18 protein-coding genes and 1 riboswitch are annotated in these 20387 nt (G+C 59.6%); of the genes, 8 read left to right on the top strand and 10 right to left on the bottom strand.

All coding sequences use genetic code 11. The annotated features are described in order from the left end of the window. Positions 1-22 precede the first annotated feature (22 nt). Positions 23-1429: an adenosylmethionine--8-amino-7-oxononanoate transaminase gene (locus J2X66_RS05415; protein WP_310261868.1), complete on the bottom strand. Its 1407-nt coding sequence runs from the start codon at positions 1427-1429 to the stop codon at positions 23-25. Between the two features lie 223 nt (positions 1430-1652). Between J2X66_RS05415 and J2X66_RS05410 the strand changes: the two genes are divergently transcribed. From J2X66_RS05410 to J2X66_RS05400, 3 genes are all read left to right on the top strand, one after another. Then, positions 1653-3395: a flavin monoamine oxidase family protein gene (locus J2X66_RS05410; RefSeq protein WP_310261866.1), complete on the top strand. Its 1743-nt coding sequence runs from the start codon at positions 1653-1655 to the stop codon at positions 3393-3395. A gap of 262 nt (positions 3396-3657) precedes the next feature. After that, complete coding sequence (locus J2X66_RS05405) at positions 3658-4209, top strand: cytochrome b (RefSeq protein ID WP_123434698.1); 552 nt, start codon at positions 3658-3660, stop codon at positions 4207-4209. A 32-nt stretch (positions 4210-4241) separates the two neighbouring features. Continuing rightward, positions 4242-4835: a YceI family protein gene (locus tag J2X66_RS05400; protein ID WP_027926598.1), complete on the top strand. Its 594-nt coding sequence runs from the start codon at positions 4242-4244 to the stop codon at positions 4833-4835. 179 nt (positions 4836-5014) lie between these two features. Here the strand turns inward: J2X66_RS05400 and J2X66_RS05395 are convergent, their stop codons facing one another. The 4 genes from J2X66_RS05395 to ahcY form a co-directional block, all read right to left on the bottom strand. Continuing rightward, complete coding sequence (locus J2X66_RS05395; RefSeq protein ID WP_310261861.1) at positions 5015-6892, bottom strand: DEAD/DEAH box helicase; 1878 nt, start codon at positions 6890-6892, stop codon at positions 5015-5017. A 223-nt stretch (positions 6893-7115) separates the two neighbouring features. Continuing rightward, complete coding sequence (locus tag J2X66_RS05390; protein ID WP_310261858.1) at positions 7116-7931, bottom strand: transporter substrate-binding domain-containing protein; 816 nt, start codon at positions 7929-7931, stop codon at positions 7116-7118. Between the two features lie 124 nt (positions 7932-8055). After that, a complete protein-coding gene (metF, locus tag J2X66_RS05385; protein WP_310261855.1) occupies positions 8056-8901 on the bottom strand; it encodes a methylenetetrahydrofolate reductase [NAD(P)H] in 846 nt (281 codons plus the stop codon). A gap of 155 nt (positions 8902-9056) precedes the next feature. Continuing rightward, entirely contained in the window at positions 9057-10466 is a 1410-nt protein-coding gene (gene ahcY / locus J2X66_RS05380; protein ID WP_027926602.1) for an adenosylhomocysteinase, read from the bottom strand. A gap of 23 nt (positions 10467-10489) precedes the next feature. Further along, positions 10490-10592, bottom strand: a riboswitch (S-adenosyl-L-homocysteine riboswitch). Between the two features lie 198 nt (positions 10593-10790). Here ahcY and J2X66_RS05375 point away from each other — a divergent pair. Continuing rightward, positions 10791-11195: an acyl-CoA thioesterase gene (locus tag J2X66_RS05375; protein WP_123434694.1), complete on the top strand. Its 405-nt coding sequence runs from the start codon at positions 10791-10793 to the stop codon at positions 11193-11195. Positions 11196-11295: 100 nt separating this feature from the next. Continuing rightward, complete coding sequence (locus tag J2X66_RS05370; RefSeq protein ID WP_310261847.1) at positions 11296-12180, top strand: formate/nitrite transporter family protein; 885 nt, start codon at positions 11296-11298, stop codon at positions 12178-12180. A 52-nt stretch (positions 12181-12232) separates the two neighbouring features. On the opposite strand, the gene J2X66_RS05365 is transcribed toward J2X66_RS05370, so the two are convergent. Beyond that, positions 12233-13402: an MFS transporter gene (locus J2X66_RS05365; protein ID WP_310261844.1), complete on the bottom strand. Its 1170-nt coding sequence runs from the start codon at positions 13400-13402 to the stop codon at positions 12233-12235. 218 nt (positions 13403-13620) lie between these two features. Here J2X66_RS05365 and J2X66_RS05360 point away from each other — a divergent pair, with 218 nt between their 5' ends. Further along, the gene (locus J2X66_RS05360; protein ID WP_310261841.1) at positions 13621-14454 is read left to right on the top strand and encodes an EamA family transporter; all 834 of its coding nucleotides are present in this window, start codon (positions 13621-13623) and stop codon (positions 14452-14454) included. A gap of 39 nt (positions 14455-14493) precedes the next feature. Further along, positions 14494-14877, top strand: a complete 384-nt coding sequence (locus tag J2X66_RS05355) for an MAPEG family protein (protein WP_310261838.1) — start codon at positions 14494-14496, stop codon at positions 14875-14877. Positions 14878-14998: 121 nt separating this feature from the next. On the opposite strand, the gene J2X66_RS05350 is transcribed toward J2X66_RS05355, so the two are convergent. Then, on the bottom strand, positions 14999-16183 hold the full coding sequence (locus J2X66_RS05350) for an MltA domain-containing protein (RefSeq protein WP_310261835.1): 1185 nt from the start codon (positions 16181-16183) through the stop codon (positions 14999-15001). A 127-nt stretch (positions 16184-16310) separates the two neighbouring features. On the opposite strand from J2X66_RS05350, the gene J2X66_RS05345 reads away from it, so the two are divergent. Continuing rightward, positions 16311-16760: a cytochrome c gene (locus J2X66_RS05345; protein ID WP_027926609.1), complete on the top strand. Its 450-nt coding sequence runs from the start codon at positions 16311-16313 to the stop codon at positions 16758-16760. 57 nt (positions 16761-16817) lie between these two features. Here the strand turns inward: J2X66_RS05345 and J2X66_RS05340 are convergent, their stop codons facing one another. The 3 genes from J2X66_RS05340 to metK form a co-directional block, all read right to left on the bottom strand. Then, complete coding sequence (locus J2X66_RS05340; protein ID WP_310261833.1) at positions 16818-17213, bottom strand: DUF1090 domain-containing protein; 396 nt, start codon at positions 17211-17213, stop codon at positions 16818-16820. 97 nt (positions 17214-17310) lie between these two features. Then, on the bottom strand, positions 17311-18984 hold the full coding sequence (gene ligB / locus J2X66_RS05335) for an NAD-dependent DNA ligase LigB (RefSeq protein WP_310261829.1): 1674 nt from the start codon (positions 18982-18984) through the stop codon (positions 17311-17313). 197 nt (positions 18985-19181) lie between these two features. After that, a complete protein-coding gene (gene metK, locus J2X66_RS05330; protein WP_008033298.1) occupies positions 19182-20372 on the bottom strand; it encodes a methionine adenosyltransferase in 1191 nt (396 codons plus the stop codon). Positions 20373-20387 lie beyond the last annotated feature (15 nt).

Here is a 20387-nt window from a genome sequence, read left to right as displayed (position 1 = left end):
CTCTGCGTGGGAATGAGCAGTGCTAGCCCGGATCGCGGAAGCCGGGGTGGAAGTCTTTGGGCACCGCCACGCTGACGCTGTTGCGCGTCGCGATGTCGATCCCTTCGCTGGCCACTTCGGCCAGAAAATCGATCTGCTGCGGCGTGATCACGTACGGCGGCAGGAAATACACCACGCTGCCCAACGGACGAAGTAAAGCACCGCGTTCCAGTGCGTGCTGGAACACCTTCAAGCCGCGACGCTCCTGCCACGGATACGCTTCCTTGGTGGCCTTGTCCTTGACCATCTCGATGGCCAGCACCATGCCGGTCTGGCGCACTTCCGAGACGTTCGGATGATCGGCCAGGTGCGCGGTGGAGGAGGCCATGCGTTGAGCCAGGACCTTGTTGTGCTCGATGACGTTGTCTTCTTCGAAGATATCCAGCGTCGCCAGTGCCGCCGCGCACGCCAGCGGGTTGCCGGTGTAGCTGTGCGAGTGCAGGAAGGCGCGCAGGGTCGGGTAGTCGTCGTAAAAGGCGCTGTAGACGTCTTCGGTCGTCACGCAGGCCGCCAGCGGCAGGTAACCGCCGGTCAGGGCCTTGGACAGGCAGAGGAAGTCAGGGCGGATGCCGGCCTGTTCGCAGGCGAACATCGTGCCGGTGCGGCCGAAGCCGACGGCGATTTCGTCGTGGATAAGGTGCACGCCATAGCGGTCGCAGGCTTCGCGCAGCAGTTTGAGGTACACCGGGTGGTACATGCGCATGCCGCCAGCGCCCTGGATCAGCGGCTCGACGATAACTGCCGCGACAGTGTCATGGTTCTCTGCCAGGGTCTGTTCCATGGCCGCAAACAGGTTGCGCGAATGTTCTTCCCAGCTCATGCCATCCGGGCGCAGGTAGCAATCCGGGCTCGGCACCTTGATGGTGTCCAGCAGCAGGGCCTTATAGGTTTCGGTGAACAGCGGCACGTCGCCGACTGACATCGCCGCCATGGTTTCGCCGTGGTAGCTGTTGGTCAGGGTGACAAAGCGCTTCTTGTTCGGCTGGCCGCGGTTGAGCCAGTAGTGAAAGCTCATTTTCAGCGCGACTTCGATGCAGGACGAACCGTTATCGGCGTAGAAGCACCGGGTCAGGCCTTCCGGGGTCATCTTCACCAGGCGCTCGGACAGCTCGATCACCGGCTGGTGGCTGAAACCGGCGAGGATCACGTGCTCCAGCTGATCGACCTGATCCTTGATGCGCTGGTTGATGCGCGGGTTCGCGTGGCCAAACACGTTGACCCACCAGGAGCTGACAGCGTCGAGGTAGCGCTTGCCTTCGAAGTCTTCCAGCCACACGCCTTCACCGCGCTTGATCGGGATCAGCGGCAGTTGTTCGTGATCTTTCATCTGGGTGCAGGGATGCCATAACACCGCGAGATCGCGTTCCATCCACTGTTTATTCAGGCCCATTTTCTGTCTCCTCGAGGCTACCCGTGACGTAGGCGGGTAAACAATCGCGCAAGCCTATGCAATGCGTCGCGCCGGGACAACCCATTGTGTCGATTGAGCTACTTTGTATGGGGCGATAGACGTTGCTGGCGGGCGTCTGAAGCCTGACGTATCCTTCGCGGTTCCTGGAGTCGCCTGACTCGTAAAAACTGCTATTTCCTCATGTATTTCCGGAGTTCGCTGAATGTCTGTCGGTTGGCTGCGCGCCTGTGCGCTGGTGATGTTGGGGCTGTTCAGCGTGTCTGCGCTGGCCAAGGATAAAACCGCGATCGTGATCGGCGGCGGGCTGTCTGGCCTGACGGCGGCTTACGAGCTGCAGAACAAAGGCTGGCAGGTCACCCTGCTGGAAGCCAAACCGAGCCTGGGCGGTCGCTCCGGCATGGCCACCAGTGAGTGGATCGGCAACGACAAGACCCAGCCGGTGCTGAACAAATACGTGTCGACCTTCAAGCTGAGCACTACGCCGGCCCCGGAATTCGTGCGTACCCCAGGTTATCTGATCGACGGTGAGTACTTCTCCGCGGCTGATCTGGCGACCAAGCAACCGGCCACCGCCGACGCGCTCAAGCGCTACGAAAAAACCCTGGATGATCTGGCGCGCTCGATTGACGACCCGCAGAACCCGCTTGCCACCAGCACGTTGCAAACGCTGGATCAGATCAATGTATCCAACTGGCTCGACAAGCAGAACCTGCCTGCCACTGCGCGCCAACTGATCAACCAGCAGATTCGTACCCGCTACGACGAACCTTCGCGCCTGTCGCTGCTGTACTACGCGCAGCAAAGCCGTGTTTACCGTGGCACGTCCGATCGTGACCTGCGTGCTTCGCGACTGGTGGGCGGCAGCACGGTGCTGGCCCAGGCGTTCGTTAAACAGCTGAAAACCATCAAGACCAGTTCCCCGGTCTCGTCGATTACCCAGGACAAGGACGGCGTGACCGTCAAAGTCGGCTCGGTCGGTTATCAGGCTGACTACGTGGTGTTGGCTGTGCCGCTGCGCGCACTGAACAAGATCCAGATGATCCCGTCGCTGGATGCCCAGCACATGGGCGCCATCAAAGGCACCAACTACGGTTGGCGCGACCAGATCATGCTGAAATTCAAGACGCCGGTGTGGGAACCCAAGGCGCGCATGTCTGGCGAGATTTTCAGCAACACCGGCCTCGGCATGTTGTGGATCGAGCCGGCGTTGAAGGGTGGCGCCAATGTGGTGATCAACCTGTCCGGCGACAACGCTCGTGTGATGCAGGCGTTCGGCGACAAGCAGATGGTCGATCAGGTGCTGATTCGCCTGCACGCCTTTTATCCACAGGCGCGCGGTTCGTTTACCGGTTATGAAATCCGCCGCTACAGCACCGATCCTTCGATGGGCGGCGCTTACCTGGCTTTCGGCCCGGGCCAGATCAGCAAGTACTGGCGCCTGTGGGAACGTCCGATCCAGCGCGTAGCCTTTGCCGGCGAACACACCGACACCTTGTACCCTGGCACCCTGGAAGGCGCATTGCGCACCGGCCAGCGTGCGGCCAGTCAGGTCGAAGACCTGGCGGCGGGCAAGTCGTTTGAACCGGCGAAAGTGGTGCCGGCAGCAGCGGCCGGCGCAGTGGCGGCGAAGAAAGGCAACTTCTTCAGCAACCTGTTCGGTGGTTCGGATGACGACAAGAAGGCTGAGCCGGTCAAGGCACCTGCGCCTTACACGCCTCCGGCGCCGGATCCAGCCCCGGTTGTTGCACCAGCGCCGGTCGAAGCACCGAAGCCTGCAACACCAGTGAAAGCCGAGCCTGCCAAAAAGGCACCGGCTAAAAAACCGGCTGCCAAAACCGATACCAAAAAGGCTCCAGCCAAGGCCCCGGTGAAGAAAACCGAACCGGCCAAAAAGCCAGCCGCTAAACCGGCAGCAACCCCGGCAACGGAGACCAAGGCGCAGTAAGCGTCTGGACTAAAAAACGCGGCAGAGATGCCGCGTTTTTTTATGCCTGAAGGAAATCCGACACTGAGAATTGAATAAACCCCGGGGAGCAGGTGTTCTTTAGTTGGGCTTCATCTTTTTTCATACTGTGGTCTTTAATCTTTCCTTAACACGCCTATTTCAAGCTCTTGATCGTATTTCTCGATATTTCAAAGCGAAATTTTCCGCTTTAATTCGATAGATAACTCGATAGTCTTGGGCCAGCACTTACAGGGACTCGGCAATGCAACTACGAAACTCTACCTCTCGCTACGGCTGGGTCAGCATCTTCATGCACTGGGGCGTAGCGCTGGCAGTGTTCGGTTTGTTCGGTCTGGGTCTGTGGATGGTCGGTCTCGGCTACTACGACCCTTGGCGCAAGGCAGGACCTGACCTGCACAAGAGCATCGGTCTGATCCTGCTGGCTGTCATGGTGTTGCGCGTGTTGTGGCGCTTCATCAGCCCACCGCCGCCAACGCTGACCAGTTACAGCCGCATGACGCGTCTTGGTGCCAAGTTCGGGCATGCTTTTCTGTATCTCTGTTTGTTCGCTGTGATGATTGCCGGTTACCTGATTTCCACCGCAGAGGGTGTCGGGATTCCGGTGTTTGACTGGTTTGAAGTGCCTGCACTGGTTTCCGGGCTACCGGACCAGGCAGATAACGCAGGTGCGATTCATCTCTACCTGGCGTGGGCATTGGTAATTTTTTCCGGTCTCCATGCGTTGGCAGCATTGAAGCACCACTTTATCGACCGTGATGTGACCCTGAAACGAATGCTGGGTCGCAAAGCCTGACGTTCAACTTAGCCCCTCAAGGAATACAAGACATGTTGAAAAAGACTCTCGCCGCTCTGGCAATCGGTTCTGCCCTGTTGTCCGCCAACGTAATGGCTGCTGACTACGTCGTCGACAAAACTGGCCAGCACGCCTTCGTCGACTTCAAGATCAGCCACCTGGGTTACAGCTACATCACCGGTACTTTCAAGGACATCGACGGCAAGTTCAGCTTTGATGCTGCCAAGCCAGAAGACAGCAAGATCGAGTTCAACGTGAACACGGCGAGCGTTTTCACCAACAACGCTGAACGTGACAAGCACATCTCCAGCAAAGACTTCCTGAAAGTAGCTGATTTCCCTAAAGCCACCTTCGTGTCCACCAGCGTTAAAACCACCGGCAAAAACGCCGACGGTAAAGTCACTGCCGACGTGGCCGGCGACCTGACCATTGCGGGTGTCACCAAACCAGTTGTGGTCAAGGCCACTTTCCTGGGTGAAGGCAAGGATCCATGGGGCGGCTACCGTGCCGGCTTCGAAGGCACCACCAGCATCAAGCGTTCTGATTTCGGCAAGATGATGGACCTGGGTCCACAGTCCGACGCGGTTGATCTGTACGTCACCTTTGAAGGTGTGAAAGCGAAGTAATTTTCGCCGCAGACACAAGAACGCCCCCGACCTCACGGTCGGGGGCGTTTTTTATTGCCCATCAATTCTCACAGGCAACACACATCCCCTGTAGGAGTGAGCCTGCTGGGGGTTATTTGTCAGGCCAAAAAAATGCCCCGGATCTTGCGATCAGGGGCATTTTTCATGGCTGGGAAAACTTAGCGATTGCGGGTCAGCAACGCTGGTTTTTCACCACGCGGACGGCCTGGCAGTTGATCAAGTTGCTCGGGAGTCGGGAAACGATCGGTTTTCGACTCCTTGTGAATGATCTTCGGCGCTGGACCGCGCGGGTTTTGCACGGCCGGTTCCGAACGCGGCTGATCGTCACGGGCCGGGCGACGGTTGCGGCCTTCTTCGCGACGGGCCTGACCGTCACGTGGAGCACCGCTGCGTGGACCGCTGCGCTTGGCCGGCGGCGTGCCAGTGGTGGCGCCGTCGCTGCTGCGCGGACCGCTTTGGCGACCCTGAGGCTTGCCACCGGTGCGCGGAGCACCTGCGCCAGCCGTCGTGCCTTGTGCCGGAGCACCCGGACGGCGACCACGGCCCTGAGCCGGTTTGGCTTGAGGGACGTAATCAACGCGGTTACCGAAGTTATCGATATCGTCGTCCAGGAACTCGTCTGGAGCACGGTCAGCTGCGGCAGCGCGTGGCGCCGGACGCTGTTGCTCGCGCGCCGGGGTGCCTTCGCGTGGCTTGTGTTCACGGGCCGGGCGATCGCCACGGCCAGTGGCAGCAGGTTTTTCCTTGCCGCCCTTGTCCTTGCCTTTGTCCTTGCGACCGCCACCACCACCGGTGCCGTTCGGGCCGTCGCCGCGCGGGCCACGTGGGTTGCGCGGGTTACGCACATCCGGACGCTCGCGAACTTCAGGCTTCTCGGCTTCTACGGCGCTGGAGTCGAAGCCCATCAGGTTGCCGTCGGCAATCTTCTGCTTGGTCATGCGCTCGATGCTTTTCAGCAGCTTCTCTTCGTCCGGAGCGACCAGCGAGATCGCCTCGCCCGAACGACCGGCACGGCCAGTACGGCCGATACGGTGCACGTAGTCTTCGTCGACGTTTGGCAGTTCGAAGTTGACCACGTGTGGCAACTGGTCGATGTCCAGGCCGCGAGCGGCGATGTCGGTGGCGACCAGGATGCGCACTTCACCGGCCTTGAAGTCGGCCAGGGCTTTGGTGCGGGCGTTCTGGCTCTTGTTACCGTGGATCGCAACGGCGCTGAGGCCGTGTTTGTCCAGGTACTCGGCCAGACGGTTGGCACCGTGCTTGGTGCGGGTGAACACCAGCACCTGTTCCCAGGCGCCCGCGGTGATCAGATGGGCCAGCAGCGAACGCTTGTGGTTGGCTGGCAGGCGGAATACGCGCTGTTCGATACGCTCGACCGTGGTGTTCGGCGGCGTGACTTCGATGCGTTCCGGGTTGTGCAGCAGCTTGCCGGCGAGGTCGGTGATGTCCTTGGAGAACGTCGCCGAGAACAGCAGGTTCTGACGTTTGCTCGGCAGACGTGCCAGGACCTTCTTCACATCATGGACAAAGCCCATGTCGAGCATGCGGTCGGCTTCGTCCAGCACGAGGATTTCCACGTGGGACAAGTCGACGCTGCCTTGGCCGGCGAGGTCGAGCAGGCGGCCAGGGCAGGCCACCAGCACGTCAACACCCCGGGACATGGCCTGAACCTGCGGGTTCATGCCGACGCCACCGAAGATGCAGGCGCTGACGAACTTCAGGTCACGGGCATAGACCTTGAAGCTCTCGTGGACCTGGGCCGCGAGTTCGCGAGTAGGGGTCAGGACCAGGACGCGTGGTTGGCGCGGGCCGTGACGCTGGGATTTGTCCGGGTGACCGTTAGGGAACAGCCGTTCCAGGATCGGAAGGGCGAAGCCACCGGTTTTACCAGTACCTGTCTGAGCCGCAACCATCAGGTCGCGACCTTGCAACACGGCGGGAATGGCCCGCTGTTGCACCGGAGTAGGCTCGGTATAGCCCGCTGCCTCGATGGCGCGGACTAAAGCCTCGGAGAGACCGAGGGAAGCAAAGGACATGAGTAATCCTGTTTTAGTTAGGGCTTGGCCCAATGGGAGTCTTGCCTGGCGCGAATGGCGTTTAAGAGGAACGCAATCCCGTCCGGTCCTGCTGGGCCTTGAAAGCTCGTCTGGAGCGCTCGCGCGGGCTGAAAAGCTGCGCTGTAGCGGGGTCGAGATGCCTTGAACAAGTCCGAGCGTCCGGGCGTGAGCCTGGCGGGAAGGCCGGAGTATAACAGAGCAATCACTGCGCGCCGCTTTCCTGCTGCTCAACGGTTTTTATGGTGGCCGAAGTGGCGGTGGCGGCTTTCACATCGGTGCCCGGATCGGTGCCATAACGGGCGCTCAACTCCGCGTAGGCGGGCTCGAGTTTGAAACGCTTGAGTTCGGCACCGAAACGCTGCACGAGCAGGTCCATGCCGGCATTTTTGCGTACTGCCAGAAACTGGCTCTGGTGACTGATAACGGCCGGGTTTTCAGTGATGCTGCCGCGGATACCCAATTCATCAAGCAAGTGCTGGCCAACCCGACGATCCGTGATCAGCAGGTCGATCCGTCCACGTACCAGCTTGCCGAAGTTGGCTTCATGGGTCGGCGCGGGCTCGCGGATGAACAGCGTTGAGTCGCTGAAATCCTTGCTATAGAGATAGCCCGGCGAGGTGCCGATAGTCAGGCCTTTCAGGTCGTCCAGGGTGCGAAACGGATGGGGCCGGTCATTGGCGTAGAACATGACGAACTCGACTTCCGAGAGCGGTTCCCCGGGGTAGAGCAGCGTCGCGTCACGCTCATCGCTGTGGAAAATGTCCAGCGCGCCGTCTGCCTGACCGGTTTCGAGCATCGACAGGCAGCGTTTCCACGGCAGGAACTGCCAGTCCACTTCGATCCCCAGGCGTTTGAAGACGATGGCCGTGGTTTCGTAATCCAGTCCCAGGGCTTTGCCGTCCTCCTCGTAGACGTAAGGCGCCCACGGTTCGGTGACAATGCGCAGCTTCTCGCCCCGGGCGGCAAAGCTCAGGCAAGTAAAAAGCAACACAGTCAGACATCGCGAAATCAGGGGCATGGCTTGAGATTACGACGAGAAATCATAAAGAGCCAGAAACTGGATCCAGAAGCTCTGGCGCAAGGCATCTTCCATAAAAAAGGCCCTGGATTTCGCCAGAGCCTTTTCGGGGTTTTGCACTGTTTCAGCGCGGCAACTTCAGGTTGTTCCACACCGCCAGACTCGCTTCAGCCTGATTCAGTGTGTAGAAGTGCAGGCCCGGTGCACCACCTTGCAGCAGGCGTTCGCACATTTCGGTGATGACTTGCTCACCAAAGCCTTGAATGCTTTGGGTGTCGTCGCCGTAGGCTTCCAGCTGTTTACGGATCCAGCGCGGGATTTCTGCGCCGCAGGCGTCAGAGAAGCGCGCCAGTTTGCTGTAGTTGGTGATCGGCATGATCCCCGGCACGATCGGGATGGTCACGCCCGCCGCCCGTACACGCTCGACGAAGTAGAAATAGCTGTCGGCGTTGAAGAAGTACTGGGTGATCGCGCTATTCGCGCCAGCGTTGGCCTTGCGCACGAAGTTGGCGATATCGTCTTCGAAATTGCGCGCTTGCGGGTGCATTTCCGGGTAAGCGGCGACTTCGATGTGGAAATGATCGCCGGTCTCTTCACGAATGAACTCGACCAGGTCATTGGCGTGGCGCATTTCGCCGCTGGCCATGCCCATGCCCGAAGGCAGGTCACCGCGCAGGGCAACGATACGCTTGATGCCGGCTGCCTTGTATTGAGCCAGCAGGCCGCGCAAGTCGTCCTTGCTGTCGCCGACGCAAGACAGGTGCGGTGCGGCAGGGACTTTGACTTCGCTTTCGAGCTGCAACACGGTGTTGAGGGTGCGATCACGGGTCGAACCGCCAGCGCCATAGGTGCAGGAAAAGAAATCGGGGTTATACGTGGCCAGCTGACGAGCAGTGGCAATCAGCTTTTCATGCCCAGCGTCGGTCTTCGTAGGGAAGAACTCGAAGCTGTAGCGACGGTCTTGGGACATGGTCATATCCTTGGAAACACGAGAACCCGCTGTAGGAGCAAAGCTTGCCCGCGATGCAGGCACCGCGGTTTTTCAGATGCACCGTGGTGATGCTATCGCGAGCCAGCTCTGCTCCTACAGGTCAGCGTAATTCCTGCCTGAGTGGCAGGAACCAATCAGTAGCGGTAAGCGTGCGGCTTGAACGGACCTTCAACGGTCACGCCGATGTAGTCGGCCTGGGTCTTGGTCAGTTGAGTCACAACGCCGCCGAAACCGCGGACCATTTCCAGGGCCACTTCTTCGTCGAGTTTCTTCGGCAGTACTTCAACCGTCAGGCGCTCGGCTTTCTGGGCTGGCGACAGGTCGGCGTACTTCTGGCCGAACAGGAAGATCTGCGCCAGCACCTGGTTGGCGAACGAACCGTCCATGATGCGGCTTGGGTGACCGGTAGCGTTACCCAGGTTAACCAGACGGCCTTCGGCCAGCAGGATCAGGTAGTCATCGTTCTGAGCGTCGAAAGCGCCCGGGCCGGTGCGGTGGATTTTGTGAACCTGTGGCTTCACTTCTTCCCACGCCCAGTTTTTGCGCATGAAAGCGGTGTCGATTTCGTTGTCGAAGTGACCGATGTTGCAGACAACAGCACGCTTTTTCAGGGCTTTGAGCATGTTCGAGTCGCAAACATTGACGTTACCGGTGGTGGTCACGATCAGGTCGATCTTGCCCAGCAGCGCTTTGTCGATACTTGCTTCGGTGCCATCGTTAATGCCGTCGATGAACGGCGAAACCAGCTCGTAGCCATCCATGCAGGCTTGCATGGCGCAGATCGGGTCAACTTCGGAGACTTTAACGATCATGCCTTCCTGACGCAGGGACTGAGCGGAGCCCTTGCCCACGTCACCGTAACCGATGACCAGCGCTTGCTTGCCGGACAGCAGGTGGTCGGTACCGCGCTTGATCGCGTCGTTCAGGCTGTGACGGCAGCCGTACTTGTTGTCGTTCTTGGACTTGGTTACCGAGTCGTTGACGTTGATGGCCGGGATTTTCAGCTCGCCCTTGGCCAGCATGTCCAGCAGACGGTGAACGCCGGTGGTGGTTTCTTCGGTCACGCCGTGGACGCGGTCCAGAACCTGTGGGTACTTGTCGTGCAGCAGTTGAGTCAGGTCGCCGCCGTCGTCGAGGATCATGTTGGCATCCCAAGGCGCGCCATCTTTGAGGATGGTTTGCTCCAGGCACCACTCGTACTCTTCTTCAGTCTCGCCTTTCCAGGCGAAAACCGGGATGCCGGCAGCAGCGATAGCGGCAGCGGCCTGGTCCTGAGTCGAGAAAATGTTGCAGGACGACCAACGTACTTCGGCACCCAGGGCAACCAGGGTTTCGATCAGCACGGCAGTCTGGATGGTCATGTGGATGCAGCCGAGGATTTTCGCGCCTTTGAGTGGCTGCTCACCGACGTATTTACGGCGCAGACCCATCAGGGCAGGCATTTCGGATTCGGCGATGATGGTTTCGCGACGGCCCCAGGCAGCCAGGGACATGTCGGCCACTTTGTAATCGTTAAAATCTGCAGGCGTGATAACAGCGCTCATGATGAGCCTCCATTCGTAATGTATGCGAATGGGCGCCGTTGTGCGTTTAGTGTCTGGTCGATAACGACCAAGCAACGCCCCATCCGAGCCTGACAGGTCGAACCTGCTGCAGCGCCCCTCGGACAGGTGGCGGGAAAACGGTATCAATGGAAAGTTACCGTTTTGAAACGGTGGCGATTATAGCCGTGTGAGCGATACTTCCAAAGCGTTTCTGTTGGTCAATGTCTGAACGGTAATCGAGACCATAGTCTATGCGTAATAGAGCTCTAGACCGGGCTCTGCCATGATGCAGCCCATCATTTCGCAAGACGCTCAGGAGTGAATATGAATTTCCACACCCGCAAATGGGTTAAACCTGAAGACCTCAACCCCAACGGCACGCTGTTTGGGGGCAGCCTGTTGCGCTGGATCGACGAAGAAGCGGCAATCTATGCCATCGTCCAACTGGGTAATCAGCGCGTCGTCACCAAGTACATTTCCGAAATCAACTTCGTCAGCGCCTCGCGCCAGGGCGACATCATCGAGCTGGGCATCACCGCGACCGAGTTTGGTCGCACGTCGATCAGCCTGACCTGCGAAGTGCGCAACAAGATCACCCGCAAGAGCATCCTGACGGTAGAGAAGATGGTGTTCGTCAACCTGGGCGAAGACGGCTTGCCGGCGCCGCACGGGCGTACCGAGATCAAGTACGTCAAAGATCAGTTTCAGGATGATGTGGCCAGCGAGTAATGCGAGCCCTGCAGGAGCCGAGCTTCGTTTATTCGAACACTGAACAGCTCCGAACCGCGCGTGTCGTACCTACATGACACGCCACCGGTTCAGGAACGCTATGGACACCCCAAAAGACGGCAAGACCCCGAACCTCTCGGCTGAAGAACAGCACGACGTCGACAAAAACCAGCCGCCCCGTGCGGCGGTACTGCACGAAATCATCCGCACCCAGGGCGACCAGGAGCTCGAGCGCAGCATCGCGGCGTTGTGGTGGTCGGCGCTGGCCGCCGGCCTGACCATGGGTTTGTCGTTGATGGCCATGGGTTTACTCAACTCACGGCTGCCGGACGGCGAGCATTTCAAGGTGATCGCCAGTTTTGGCTACTGCGCCGGATTTCTTGCGGTGATCCTCGCCCGCCAGCAGTTGTTCACCGAAAACACCCTGACCGCCGTGTTGCCGGTCATGACCAAACCCACACTGAACAACTTCGGCCGATTACTGCGGCTGTGGACGGTAGTGCTGGGAGGCAACCTGTGCGGCACGTTGCTGGTGGCCTATGTGATGCTGAACCTGCCGATTTTCGACAGCAAAACCGACCTGGCCTTCCTCGAAATCGGCCGCAAAGTCATGGAAAACCACGCCAGCCAGATGTTCGCCAAGGGCATCGTTTCGGGCTGGATGATCGCCACCATGGTCTGGATGATTCCGTCCATGGAGAGCGCGAAAATGTGGATCATCATCCTCATCACCTACCTCATGGCGCTGGGTGACTTCACCCACATCGTGGTCGGTTCGGCCGAGGTGTCGTACCTGGTGTTTGCTGGCGAGTTGCCGTGGAAGGATTTCTGGCTGGTGTTCGCGGGACCGACGCTGGCGGGGAATATCATCGGCGGCAGCTGCATCTTTGCGCTGATCAGCCATGCGCAGATTCGCAGCGAAAGTGGGCCGCCGAAGAAGAGCCCTGATCAGGCGGCGGATTCACGCGAGCGTGAAGAGAAGTAAAGACAGGTGCTGAGCCTGCTCGCGATAGCGATGCCATGGGCGATGCCGCTATTCAGCCAGACACATTCACCGCAGCCGCACTACGGCGTTGCAGGTAAATAAAGAACAACGCCGTCAACACCGTCAAACCGCTGACCAGCGCGCCGGTCCACGGCAAGTCCGCCAGGTCGGCGCCACTGGCAACCACCAGCCCGCCGATCCAGGCGCCCGCAGCATTGCCGAGGTTGAACGCGCTCTGATTCAGCGTCGAACCGAGGTTGGGCGCTTCGTGTGCCTGATCGATGATCAGCAACTGCAGGATCGGGCACAGGGCGAACGCAAAGATTCCCCACAGCACCAGCGTGATCGCCGCCGGAATCACCGAATGACTCGTCTGCGTGAACGCCGCCAGCACCACCACCACGGCCAGCGCCATGCCCACCAGCGAAGGCAGTAAACGACTGTCCGCCAGTCGACCGCCGAGCATGCTGCCCGCAGTCAGCCCCACGCCGAACAACAGCAGCATGATGGTCACGCCATGCGGGCTGACGCCGGTGATGTCTTGCAGGATTGGCGCGATGTAAGTGAACACGCTGAACAGACTGGTCGACGCCAGCACGCTCATGCCCAGGGCCAGCAACACATTGACCTTGCCCAGCACCTTGAACTCGCTGGCCAGATTGGCCTTGTCCATGGCGATGTGTTTCGGCAGCCAAAGCCATTGTGCGATGGCGGCAATCACGCCAATCACCGAGACCGCCCAGAAAGTCGAGCGCCAGCCGGCGTACTGCCCGAGCGCGGTACCCAATGGCACGCCCAGCACATTGGCCAGCGTCAGGCCGGTGAACATCATCGCAATGGCTTGTGCCCGTTTATTCGGTGCGACCAGACCGGCCGCGACCACCGAGCCGATGCCGAAGAACGCGCCGTGGCACAACGCAGTGACCACGCGAGCCGCCATCAAGGTGGCGTAGTTCGGCGCCAGGGCACACAAGACGTTGCCGAGAATGAACATCAGCGTCATCCCCAGCAACGTCGCCTTGCGCGGCATGTTGGCGGTGCCGACCGCAAGGATCGGTGCGCCGAACACCACGCCCAGGGCGTAGCCGGTGATCAGCAGGCCGGCGTGCGGGATGCTGACGGCGAGGTCGCGAGCGACGTCGGGCAGCAGGCCCATGATGACGAATTCAGTGGTGCCGATGCCGAACGCGGCAACAGCGAGGGCAAGCAAGGCGAGTGGCATGCGCAAGGTCTCTGTCGGTAGTCTTGACGCTGTGATCAGGCATACGCATGCCGATGACCGTTCTCGGCGAGAGCGGGCATGGACAGAAATTATTGGAATTAGTCTGTGCGCAACTGAGTGCGGCGTGGTCGCTTGCAGTATAAACAGCTGCTGACATATCGCGAATCAATTATCCGGTCGCGTCCCGCCGGAAATAAAAACAGATGAAGGAGTAAGCCGTGCTTGCAACAGCACTGGTGTTAGTCGCGGCGCTGTTGCATGCGGCGTGGAATACCCTGATCAAATTCAGTGCCGAACGTTTGTTGGTGGTGGCCTGCATGGACAGCGTGGCGATGTTGTTTGTTGCCGTGATGCTGCCGTTTGTGAACGTGCCGCCCATCGACATCTGGCCGTGGATTCTGGCTTCGGCGGCGTTCGAGTTGCTGTATCGGTATCTGCTGATTCAGGCCTATCGGGTCGGTGATCTGGGGCTGGTCTATCCGTTGATGCGCGGGCTGTCGCCGTTGGTGGTGCTGGCCCTGACATTGATCTTTGCCGGGGAAGTGCTGACGAATCAGCAGATCTTCGGAATTCTGCTGATCCCGTTCGGCATGCTGTGCCTGCTGTGGCAGGGCGGTGGCGGCGCACGTTTGCCGTGGTCGATGCTGCCGGTGGTGGCACTGATCGGTCTGTGCATCGGCTGCTACACGTTCATTGACGGCCAGGCATTGCGGCGCTGGTCACACCCGCTGGATTACCTGGTCTGGGTCACGTTGCTGAGTGCCTGGCCATTTCCGTTGCTGGCGCTGGTGCGCAAGCGGTCGGCGTTCATGCTGTTCTGGCGGGAGCAATGGCGGCTGGGCCTGGCGGTCGGGTTTTGCGTGTTGTTCAGCTACGCTCTGGTGCTGTGGGCCATGCAACTGGGCTCGATTGCCGAAGCGGCGGCGTTGCGTGAGATCAGCGTGATATTGGTGGTGTTGTTCGGCATGCGCTACCTGAAAGAACCTTTCGGCCGGCCACGGCTCTTAGCCTGTGGGTTGGTGCTGATCGGCATCCTGGTGATGAAGTTTTAACCGAAATCCGAATTTCCAAACTGAAGAAAGGACTGCTTTATGACGGTTGCGCTGTGGTGCATTTTGATCGCGATTTTCCTGCCTTATGTCTGCACGGCGATTGCCAAGGTCAGTGGTGGGTATGGGCTGAGAGACAACCATGATCCCCGGGATTTTCTCGAGTCACTCAATGGTTTGGGTCGACGCGCGCATGCTGCGCAACTGAACAGTTTTGAAGTGACCCCGGCGTTCGCGGCAGCGGTGATCGTGGCGCACCTGGCGGGCAATGCCGAGTTGGTGACGATCAATGTGCTGTCGGTGTTGTTCATCACCAGCCGGTTGCTGTACATCATTTGCTACCTGGCGGACTGGGCGATTTTGCGGTCGTTGGTGTGGTTTGTGGGGATGGGGTTGATTGTGAGTTTTTTTGTTGTGTCTGTTTAGAATTCGGTGATTTTGCTGGCCTCATCGCGAGCAGGCTCGCTCCTACAAGGTTTGTGATCACTGACGATCAACTGTAGGAGCGAGCTTGCTCGCGAAAGCTATCTAACTGCCCATGCAAATCTCAGGGTTTGGTGTTCGCCGCATCAGCCACCTGAGGCACCTGAGGCAGCGCCGCACCTTTAGGCCAAAGCATCCAGATCTGCCCCTGCTGCTTCATGTCCCCGGCCAATTGCCCGGCCGCCTCGCCTGTGCCCCAGAACAGATCCGCCCGCACTTCGCCGGCAATCGCGCCGCCGGTATCTTGAGCGGCTACCGGTCGAACCAATGCAGTGCCGTCCGGTTTGGTGGTCGATAACCACAACAGACTGCCCAGCGGAATCACTTTGCGATCCACAGCCGCGCTATAGCCGGCAGTGAGCGGTACGTTCAACGAGCCGCGCGGTCCTTCGTTACTGTCCGGGTTACGGGTGAAAAACACATAGCTGGGGTTGCTGCCGAGCAGTTCGGGAATGCGCGCGGGGTTGGCCTTGGCCCAATTGCTGATCGCGCCCATGGTCACGTCTTCTTTCTTCAGCTCGCCTTGCTCCACCAGCCAGCGGCCGATGGGGCGGTACGGATGGCCGTTCTGGTCGGCGTAAGCGATGCGCAGCTGGCGACCGTCATCGAGCTGAATACGCCCCGAGCCCTGGATTTGCAGGAATTGCAGGTTCATCGGATCGGTCAGCCAGGCCACCACCGGCGCCTTGACCCCTTTGGTCTCAATAGTTGCCGCATCGTCATAAGGCTTGAGCACTCGCCCTTCCAGTCGACCGCGCAGGCGCTTGCCCTTGAGTTCCGGGTAGAGGCTGTCCAGCGAGACAATGATCATGTCTTCGGGTACGCCGTACACCGGGATATTTGCTGCTGCGGTTTGGGTCAAGCTGCCGGGGTAGACCGGTTCGTAGTAGCCGGTGATCAAGCCGTTGGGATTGTCATTGGCGGCACGCAGGCCATAGACGTCCAGATTCTGTTTGAGGAAATCGCGAATATCGGTGGCGGTTTGCGGAACGTTGGCGGAGGCGGTGCAGGTCGCCCCCCAGACCGGGTCGGCCTTGAGTCGGGTGCACGCGCTGCGCCACGAACCGAAGCCGGCGACCAGATCGCTGTCGGACACTGCCGGCAGCGCTTCCCAGGTGGCACTGGAATAGGTAGCGAGTGCATGGGTTTTTGGCTTGTTGTTATCGCCGCCGGTGCAGCCGGCGAGGACGGCCACCATTGGAAGAGTCCACGCGAGGTGGTGACGCCATGCCTTGAAACGGCTGTTCATGGAGTAATTCCTTTGCTGGTTGCCTGAGTGCTCCATGCGCTCAAGCAACCCGTATTGATAATAGGGCTATTGGTCTTTGTCGATGACGCGAGGATACTGGCGGCCGTTCCCGTGACCTGAAGCCACCATGACTCTTAAAAGACTTTCTGTTGTATTGCTGGCCTGCCTGACGTTGTCCGCTTGCGGCGGTGTCGATCCGAATTCGCCGCTGGGTCAGCGCAAGGCGATCTTCAAGCAGATGCTCAAGACCGGTGAAGACCTGGGCGGCATGCTGCGCGGCCGCATTCCGTTTGATGGTCAGAAATTCGCCGACGGCGCCGTGAAACTCGATGCGCTGTCCCATGAGCCGTGGAAACACTTTCCACAGGTGCGCGAAGAAGATCACACCAGCGCCAAGGATAATGTCTGGCAACAGCAGGCACGTTTTCAGGAAATGTCCCGCAACCTTGAAGCCGCCACCGGTGAATTGGTGATCGCCAGCCAGGTCCAGCCTTACAAGGCCAGCAACCTCGGGCCGGCGGTGCAGAAAGTCGAAGATGCCTGCAGTGCTTGCCATAAACAGTTTCGGGATCATTGATTCTCGCTGGCTAGTTGATCGTTCCCCACGCTCTGCGTGGGAACGGTCACTACCGAGCTACTTATCCAGTTCGTCGAGTGCGTCCTGCAATTCCTTGCGGGACTCGGCGAGTTTGTCTTTGCGTTTGTTGATCTTGTCGGGGTCGCCTTTTTTCATGGCGCTGTCGAGGTCGGCCTGGCGTTTGCTGACTTCATGCTTGGCGTCGAGGACTTTGTTTTCCCGTTCTTTCTTCAGCGAGGCGTCGGTGCAATGCGCCGTGACTTCGCTCAAGGCGGTTTCCAGGCCTGCTTGCTGATCGGCGTTGCCGTGTGACTTGGTCAGTTCGATCTGGTTGATGATGCCCTGTTTCTTGGCGGCGCAGCCGGTCAGTTCCGGCGCTTCTTCGGCCGCCATCAGTGGAGCGGCCAGCACGCTGCAGAGGGTCAACAGGGCGAGCGGTGAAAGAAGTTTCATAAAAGCTCCATGCGCAAAGGCAAGCGGGTCGGTGTGGCAATGGGCGTTGGAGCGCATCGGCCCCTGGGGGTTCCCGGCTGCCGTGAGTTGTAGGTCTCTAGAAACCGTCAATCCCGGCAACCCGTAATGTTTCACTCAAGGCCAGGACCTGCGGGTCGCGGAAAAACGCGCTCAATTGCGCCGCACGTCCCGGGCCGATACCGGCTTGAGCCTGCCATTGTTCGGTGTTTCGGTTCGCCATTGCCTGCCATGAATCGGCAAGCTGCGCCTGCCCCATCGGTGGTAAACCCAAGGCTTTAAGCCAACGACTGAAGGGGCGCTGTCGAGCACTGTTGAAACTGTTCAAAAGACGAGCGCTGCTGCGTTCGCCGAAGCCGTTAATGGTAGCAAGCTCTTGAGCATCGAAGGTCAACCAATCCAGAAGGCTATTCAGACGGCCTGTTTCTAAAAGTTTCTCCCAGGTGCCGGGCCCGACATGGGGCAAAGCCAGCCCCTGCTTGCCACTGAGCCAGGTTAGTCGTGCGAGGAATTGGCTTTCACACCCCGGCGTCGGCTGCCAGCAACTCAAATGATGGAAGTCGGCTGCCAGCGGGACGCTCACCTCAGCCCGTTCGGTGCTGCGCAGTACAACGCTGTCGAGTCTGGGAATGGTCAGTCCGGCCAGGCTGATGGACACCTGATCGCCGGGACGGATATCCAGTTTCTCCCAGCGCTGCAGGGAGCTGACGCTCACGCGTTTGATCTGTCGGTCATCGAGCGTCACCGGTTTCAGGTTCAGTACCGGTGTGATTCGTCCGGTGCGCCCAACCTTGAAGTCGACTGTTCGCACCTCGGCCAGTACCTGCGCGAAAGGGTATTTCCAGGCGGCGGCCCAAAAGGGTGATTTCGCCTGCCAGCGTTCGGCCGAGGGGCGCAGGCTTTGGCGCAGGACGACACCGTCGCTGGCAAACGGCAGCGGCGAGCGATACCAGTGATCGCGCCAGCGTTGCGCATCAGCCATTGTCCTGACCGGTTGGCTGTAGGGCAAAGTGCTTGGGAACCCCAGCCCATCCAGAGCCGCTATTCGTTCGGGCAAATGGGGCGGACCTTGTGGCCAGTCCCAGACAAACAATCCGATACCGGCGGCTTGCTCAGGGGCGAGCACCTTGCGCGCCATAAGACCGGCCACGGTGGAGCGGGCATTTAGGCTGCCGACCTTGACTTGTATGTGGTCGGTCAGCTGCCAATAAAGTTCGCCTTGCACCAGTATGTCCACGGGTTGTGCGAGTTGCCGGGGGATACCGGGGATCAGGCGAGCCGAGGCTGTCCAGTCCTGGCCATTGATGCCGTCGCCACGGCTGATCGCCTGATGCAGCAAGCCGTTGCGATAGGTCAGTGTCACGGCCACGCCATCGACTTTGGGTTGTATCCAGATGTCTTCGCGATCGCGCAGCCAGTTTTCCACAGTCTGGCCATCGCGGAGTTTGTCGAGGCCGGTGTGGGCGATGGGGTGGGCGATCTTGCCAGCGGCAGTGCGCAAGGGTTCGGGTGCGAGACCCAGGTCAAAGCACTCGCGCCATTCAATCAATTGTGCGCGGGACTGATCGTAGATTTCATCGGCGACCAGCGAGCGTCCTCCCCGGTGGTAGTGGTCGTCCCAGAAATCGATTTGTTTTTGCAGGGCGGTGATTTCGTCCAGGGCGCGTGCGGGTGGCCAGTCGGGGCAGTCGGCAGCGTTTGAGGTCAGGCAAAACACGGTCAGGAAGACAGCGGGCATCAGGCGTAGAAGCATCGTGAGCATCCTTGCTCAAATGGGATGCTAGAAGGCTAGTCACTATTTTCGGGCGGGAAGGGTGGGTGTTTTGCCTGGTGTTTCAGGGGTGACCGGGCGGGCCTGCTCGCGATGGCGGCGACTCGGTGCAAAGCGAAAGACAATAAAAAGCCCCGCACGGCGAACCGTGCAGGGCTTTGGGTACCGCCGGGGAAGTCTTACAGACCGGCAGCCGAACGCAGGTCGTCGGCGCGGTCGGTTTTTTCCCAGGTGAACGTGGTGAAGGTGTCTTCGCCCACGGTCTTGGTCGCCGGGGTGCGACCGAAGTGGCCGTACGCAGCGGTTTCCTGGTACATCGGGTGCAGCAGATCGAGCATGGTGGTGATTGCGTATGGACGCAGGTCGAACACTTCGCGAACCAGTTTGACGATTTTGTCGTCGCTGATTTTGCCGGTGCCGAAGGTGTTCAACGAGATCGACGTAGGCTGGGCAACACCAATCGCGTAGGAAACCTGAATCTCGCAGCGCTCGGCCAGGCCGGCAGCCACGATGTTCTTGGCCACATAACGACCGGCGTAGGCGGCCGAACGGTCAACCTTCGATGGATCTTTACCGGAGAACGCGCCGCCACCATGGCGAGCCATGCCGCCGTAGCTGTCGACGATGATCTTGCGACCGGTCAGGCCGCAGTCGCCAACCGGGCCACCGATGATGAACTGGCCAGTCGGGTTGATGTGGAACTGGGTGTCTTTGGTCAGCAGTTCGGCAGGCAGTACGTGCTTGACGATCAGCTCCATCACGCCTTCGCGCAGGTCTTTGTACGACACTTCAGGGTTGTGCTGGGTCGACAGAACAACGGCGTCGATACCGACAACCTTGCCGCCTTCGTAACGGCAAGTCACTTGCGACTTGGCGTCCGGGCGCAGCCAAGGCAGCAGGCCGGATTTACGGGCTTCGGCCTGGCGTTGAACTAGCTGGTGCGAGAAGGTGATCGGTGCAGGCATCAGCACGTCGGTTTCGTTGCTCGCGTAGCCGAACATCAGGCCCTGGTCGCCGGCACCCTGATCTTCAGGCTTGGCACGGTCAACACCCTGGTTGATGTCTGGGGACTGCTTGCCGATGATGTTCATCACACCGCAAGTGGCGCCGTCGAAGCCGACATCGGAGCTGTTGTAGCCGATGTCCAGAATGACGTTACGCACGATTTCTTCCAGATCGACCCAGGCCGACGTGGTCACTTCACCGGCGATGATTGCAACGCCGGTCTTTACCAGAGTCTCGCACGCCACACGGGCGAACTTGTCTTCAGCAATGATGGCGTCCAGCACCGCATCGGAAATCTGGTCGGCGATTTTGTCCGGATGTCCTTCAGACACGGACTCGGAGGTGAAGAGGGAGTATTCGCTCATCTCGATGTTTTCCTG

Origin of the sequence: Pseudomonas sp. 3296 (assembly GCF_031456615.1) — a bacterium.
Classification (GTDB): Bacteria; Pseudomonadota; Gammaproteobacteria; order Pseudomonadales; family Pseudomonadaceae; genus Aquipseudomonas; species Aquipseudomonas mucoides.
The sequence above is the reverse complement of the archived record's forward strand: the minus strand, read 5'-3'. Positions and strand labels throughout refer to the sequence as shown.

Coding starts and splice junctions, on each gene's coding strand:
- J2X66_RS05415 (WP_310261868.1), bottom strand. CDS start 1,429: ATGGGCCTGAATAAACAGTGGATGGAACGCGATCTCGCGGTGTTATGG.
- J2X66_RS05410 (WP_310261866.1), top strand. CDS start 1,653: ATGTCTGTCGGTTGGCTGCGCGCCTGTGCGCTGGTGATGTTGGGGCTG.
- J2X66_RS05405 (WP_123434698.1), top strand. CDS start 3,658: ATGCAACTACGAAACTCTACCTCTCGCTACGGCTGGGTCAGCATCTTC.
- J2X66_RS05400 (WP_027926598.1), top strand. CDS start 4,242: ATGTTGAAAAAGACTCTCGCCGCTCTGGCAATCGGTTCTGCCCTGTTG.
- J2X66_RS05395 (WP_310261861.1), bottom strand. CDS start 6,892: ATGTCCTTTGCTTCCCTCGGTCTCTCCGAGGCTTTAGTCCGCGCCATC.
- J2X66_RS05390 (WP_310261858.1), bottom strand. CDS start 7,931: ATGCCCCTGATTTCGCGATGTCTGACTGTGTTGCTTTTTACTTGCCTG.
- metF (WP_310261855.1), bottom strand. CDS start 8,901: ATGTCCCAAGACCGTCGCTACAGCTTCGAGTTCTTCCCTACGAAGACC.
- ahcY (WP_027926602.1), bottom strand. CDS start 10,466: ATGAGCGCTGTTATCACGCCTGCAGATTTTAACGATTACAAAGTGGCC.
- J2X66_RS05375 (WP_123434694.1), top strand. CDS start 10,791: ATGAATTTCCACACCCGCAAATGGGTTAAACCTGAAGACCTCAACCCC.
- J2X66_RS05370 (WP_310261847.1), top strand. CDS start 11,296: ATGGACACCCCAAAAGACGGCAAGACCCCGAACCTCTCGGCTGAAGAA.
- J2X66_RS05365 (WP_310261844.1), bottom strand. CDS start 13,402: ATGCCACTCGCCTTGCTTGCCCTCGCTGTTGCCGCGTTCGGCATCGGC.
- J2X66_RS05355 (WP_310261838.1), top strand. CDS start 14,494: ATGACGGTTGCGCTGTGGTGCATTTTGATCGCGATTTTCCTGCCTTAT.
- J2X66_RS05350 (WP_310261835.1), bottom strand. CDS start 16,183: ATGAACAGCCGTTTCAAGGCATGGCGTCACCACCTCGCGTGGACTCTT.
- J2X66_RS05345 (WP_027926609.1), top strand. CDS start 16,311: ATGACTCTTAAAAGACTTTCTGTTGTATTGCTGGCCTGCCTGACGTTG.
- J2X66_RS05340 (WP_310261833.1), bottom strand. CDS start 17,213: ATGAAACTTCTTTCACCGCTCGCCCTGTTGACCCTCTGCAGCGTGCTG.
- ligB (WP_310261829.1), bottom strand. CDS start 18,984: ATGCTTCTACGCCTGATGCCCGCTGTCTTCCTGACCGTGTTTTGCCTG.
- metK (WP_008033298.1), bottom strand. CDS start 20,372: ATGAGCGAATACTCCCTCTTCACCTCCGAGTCCGTGTCTGAAGGACAT.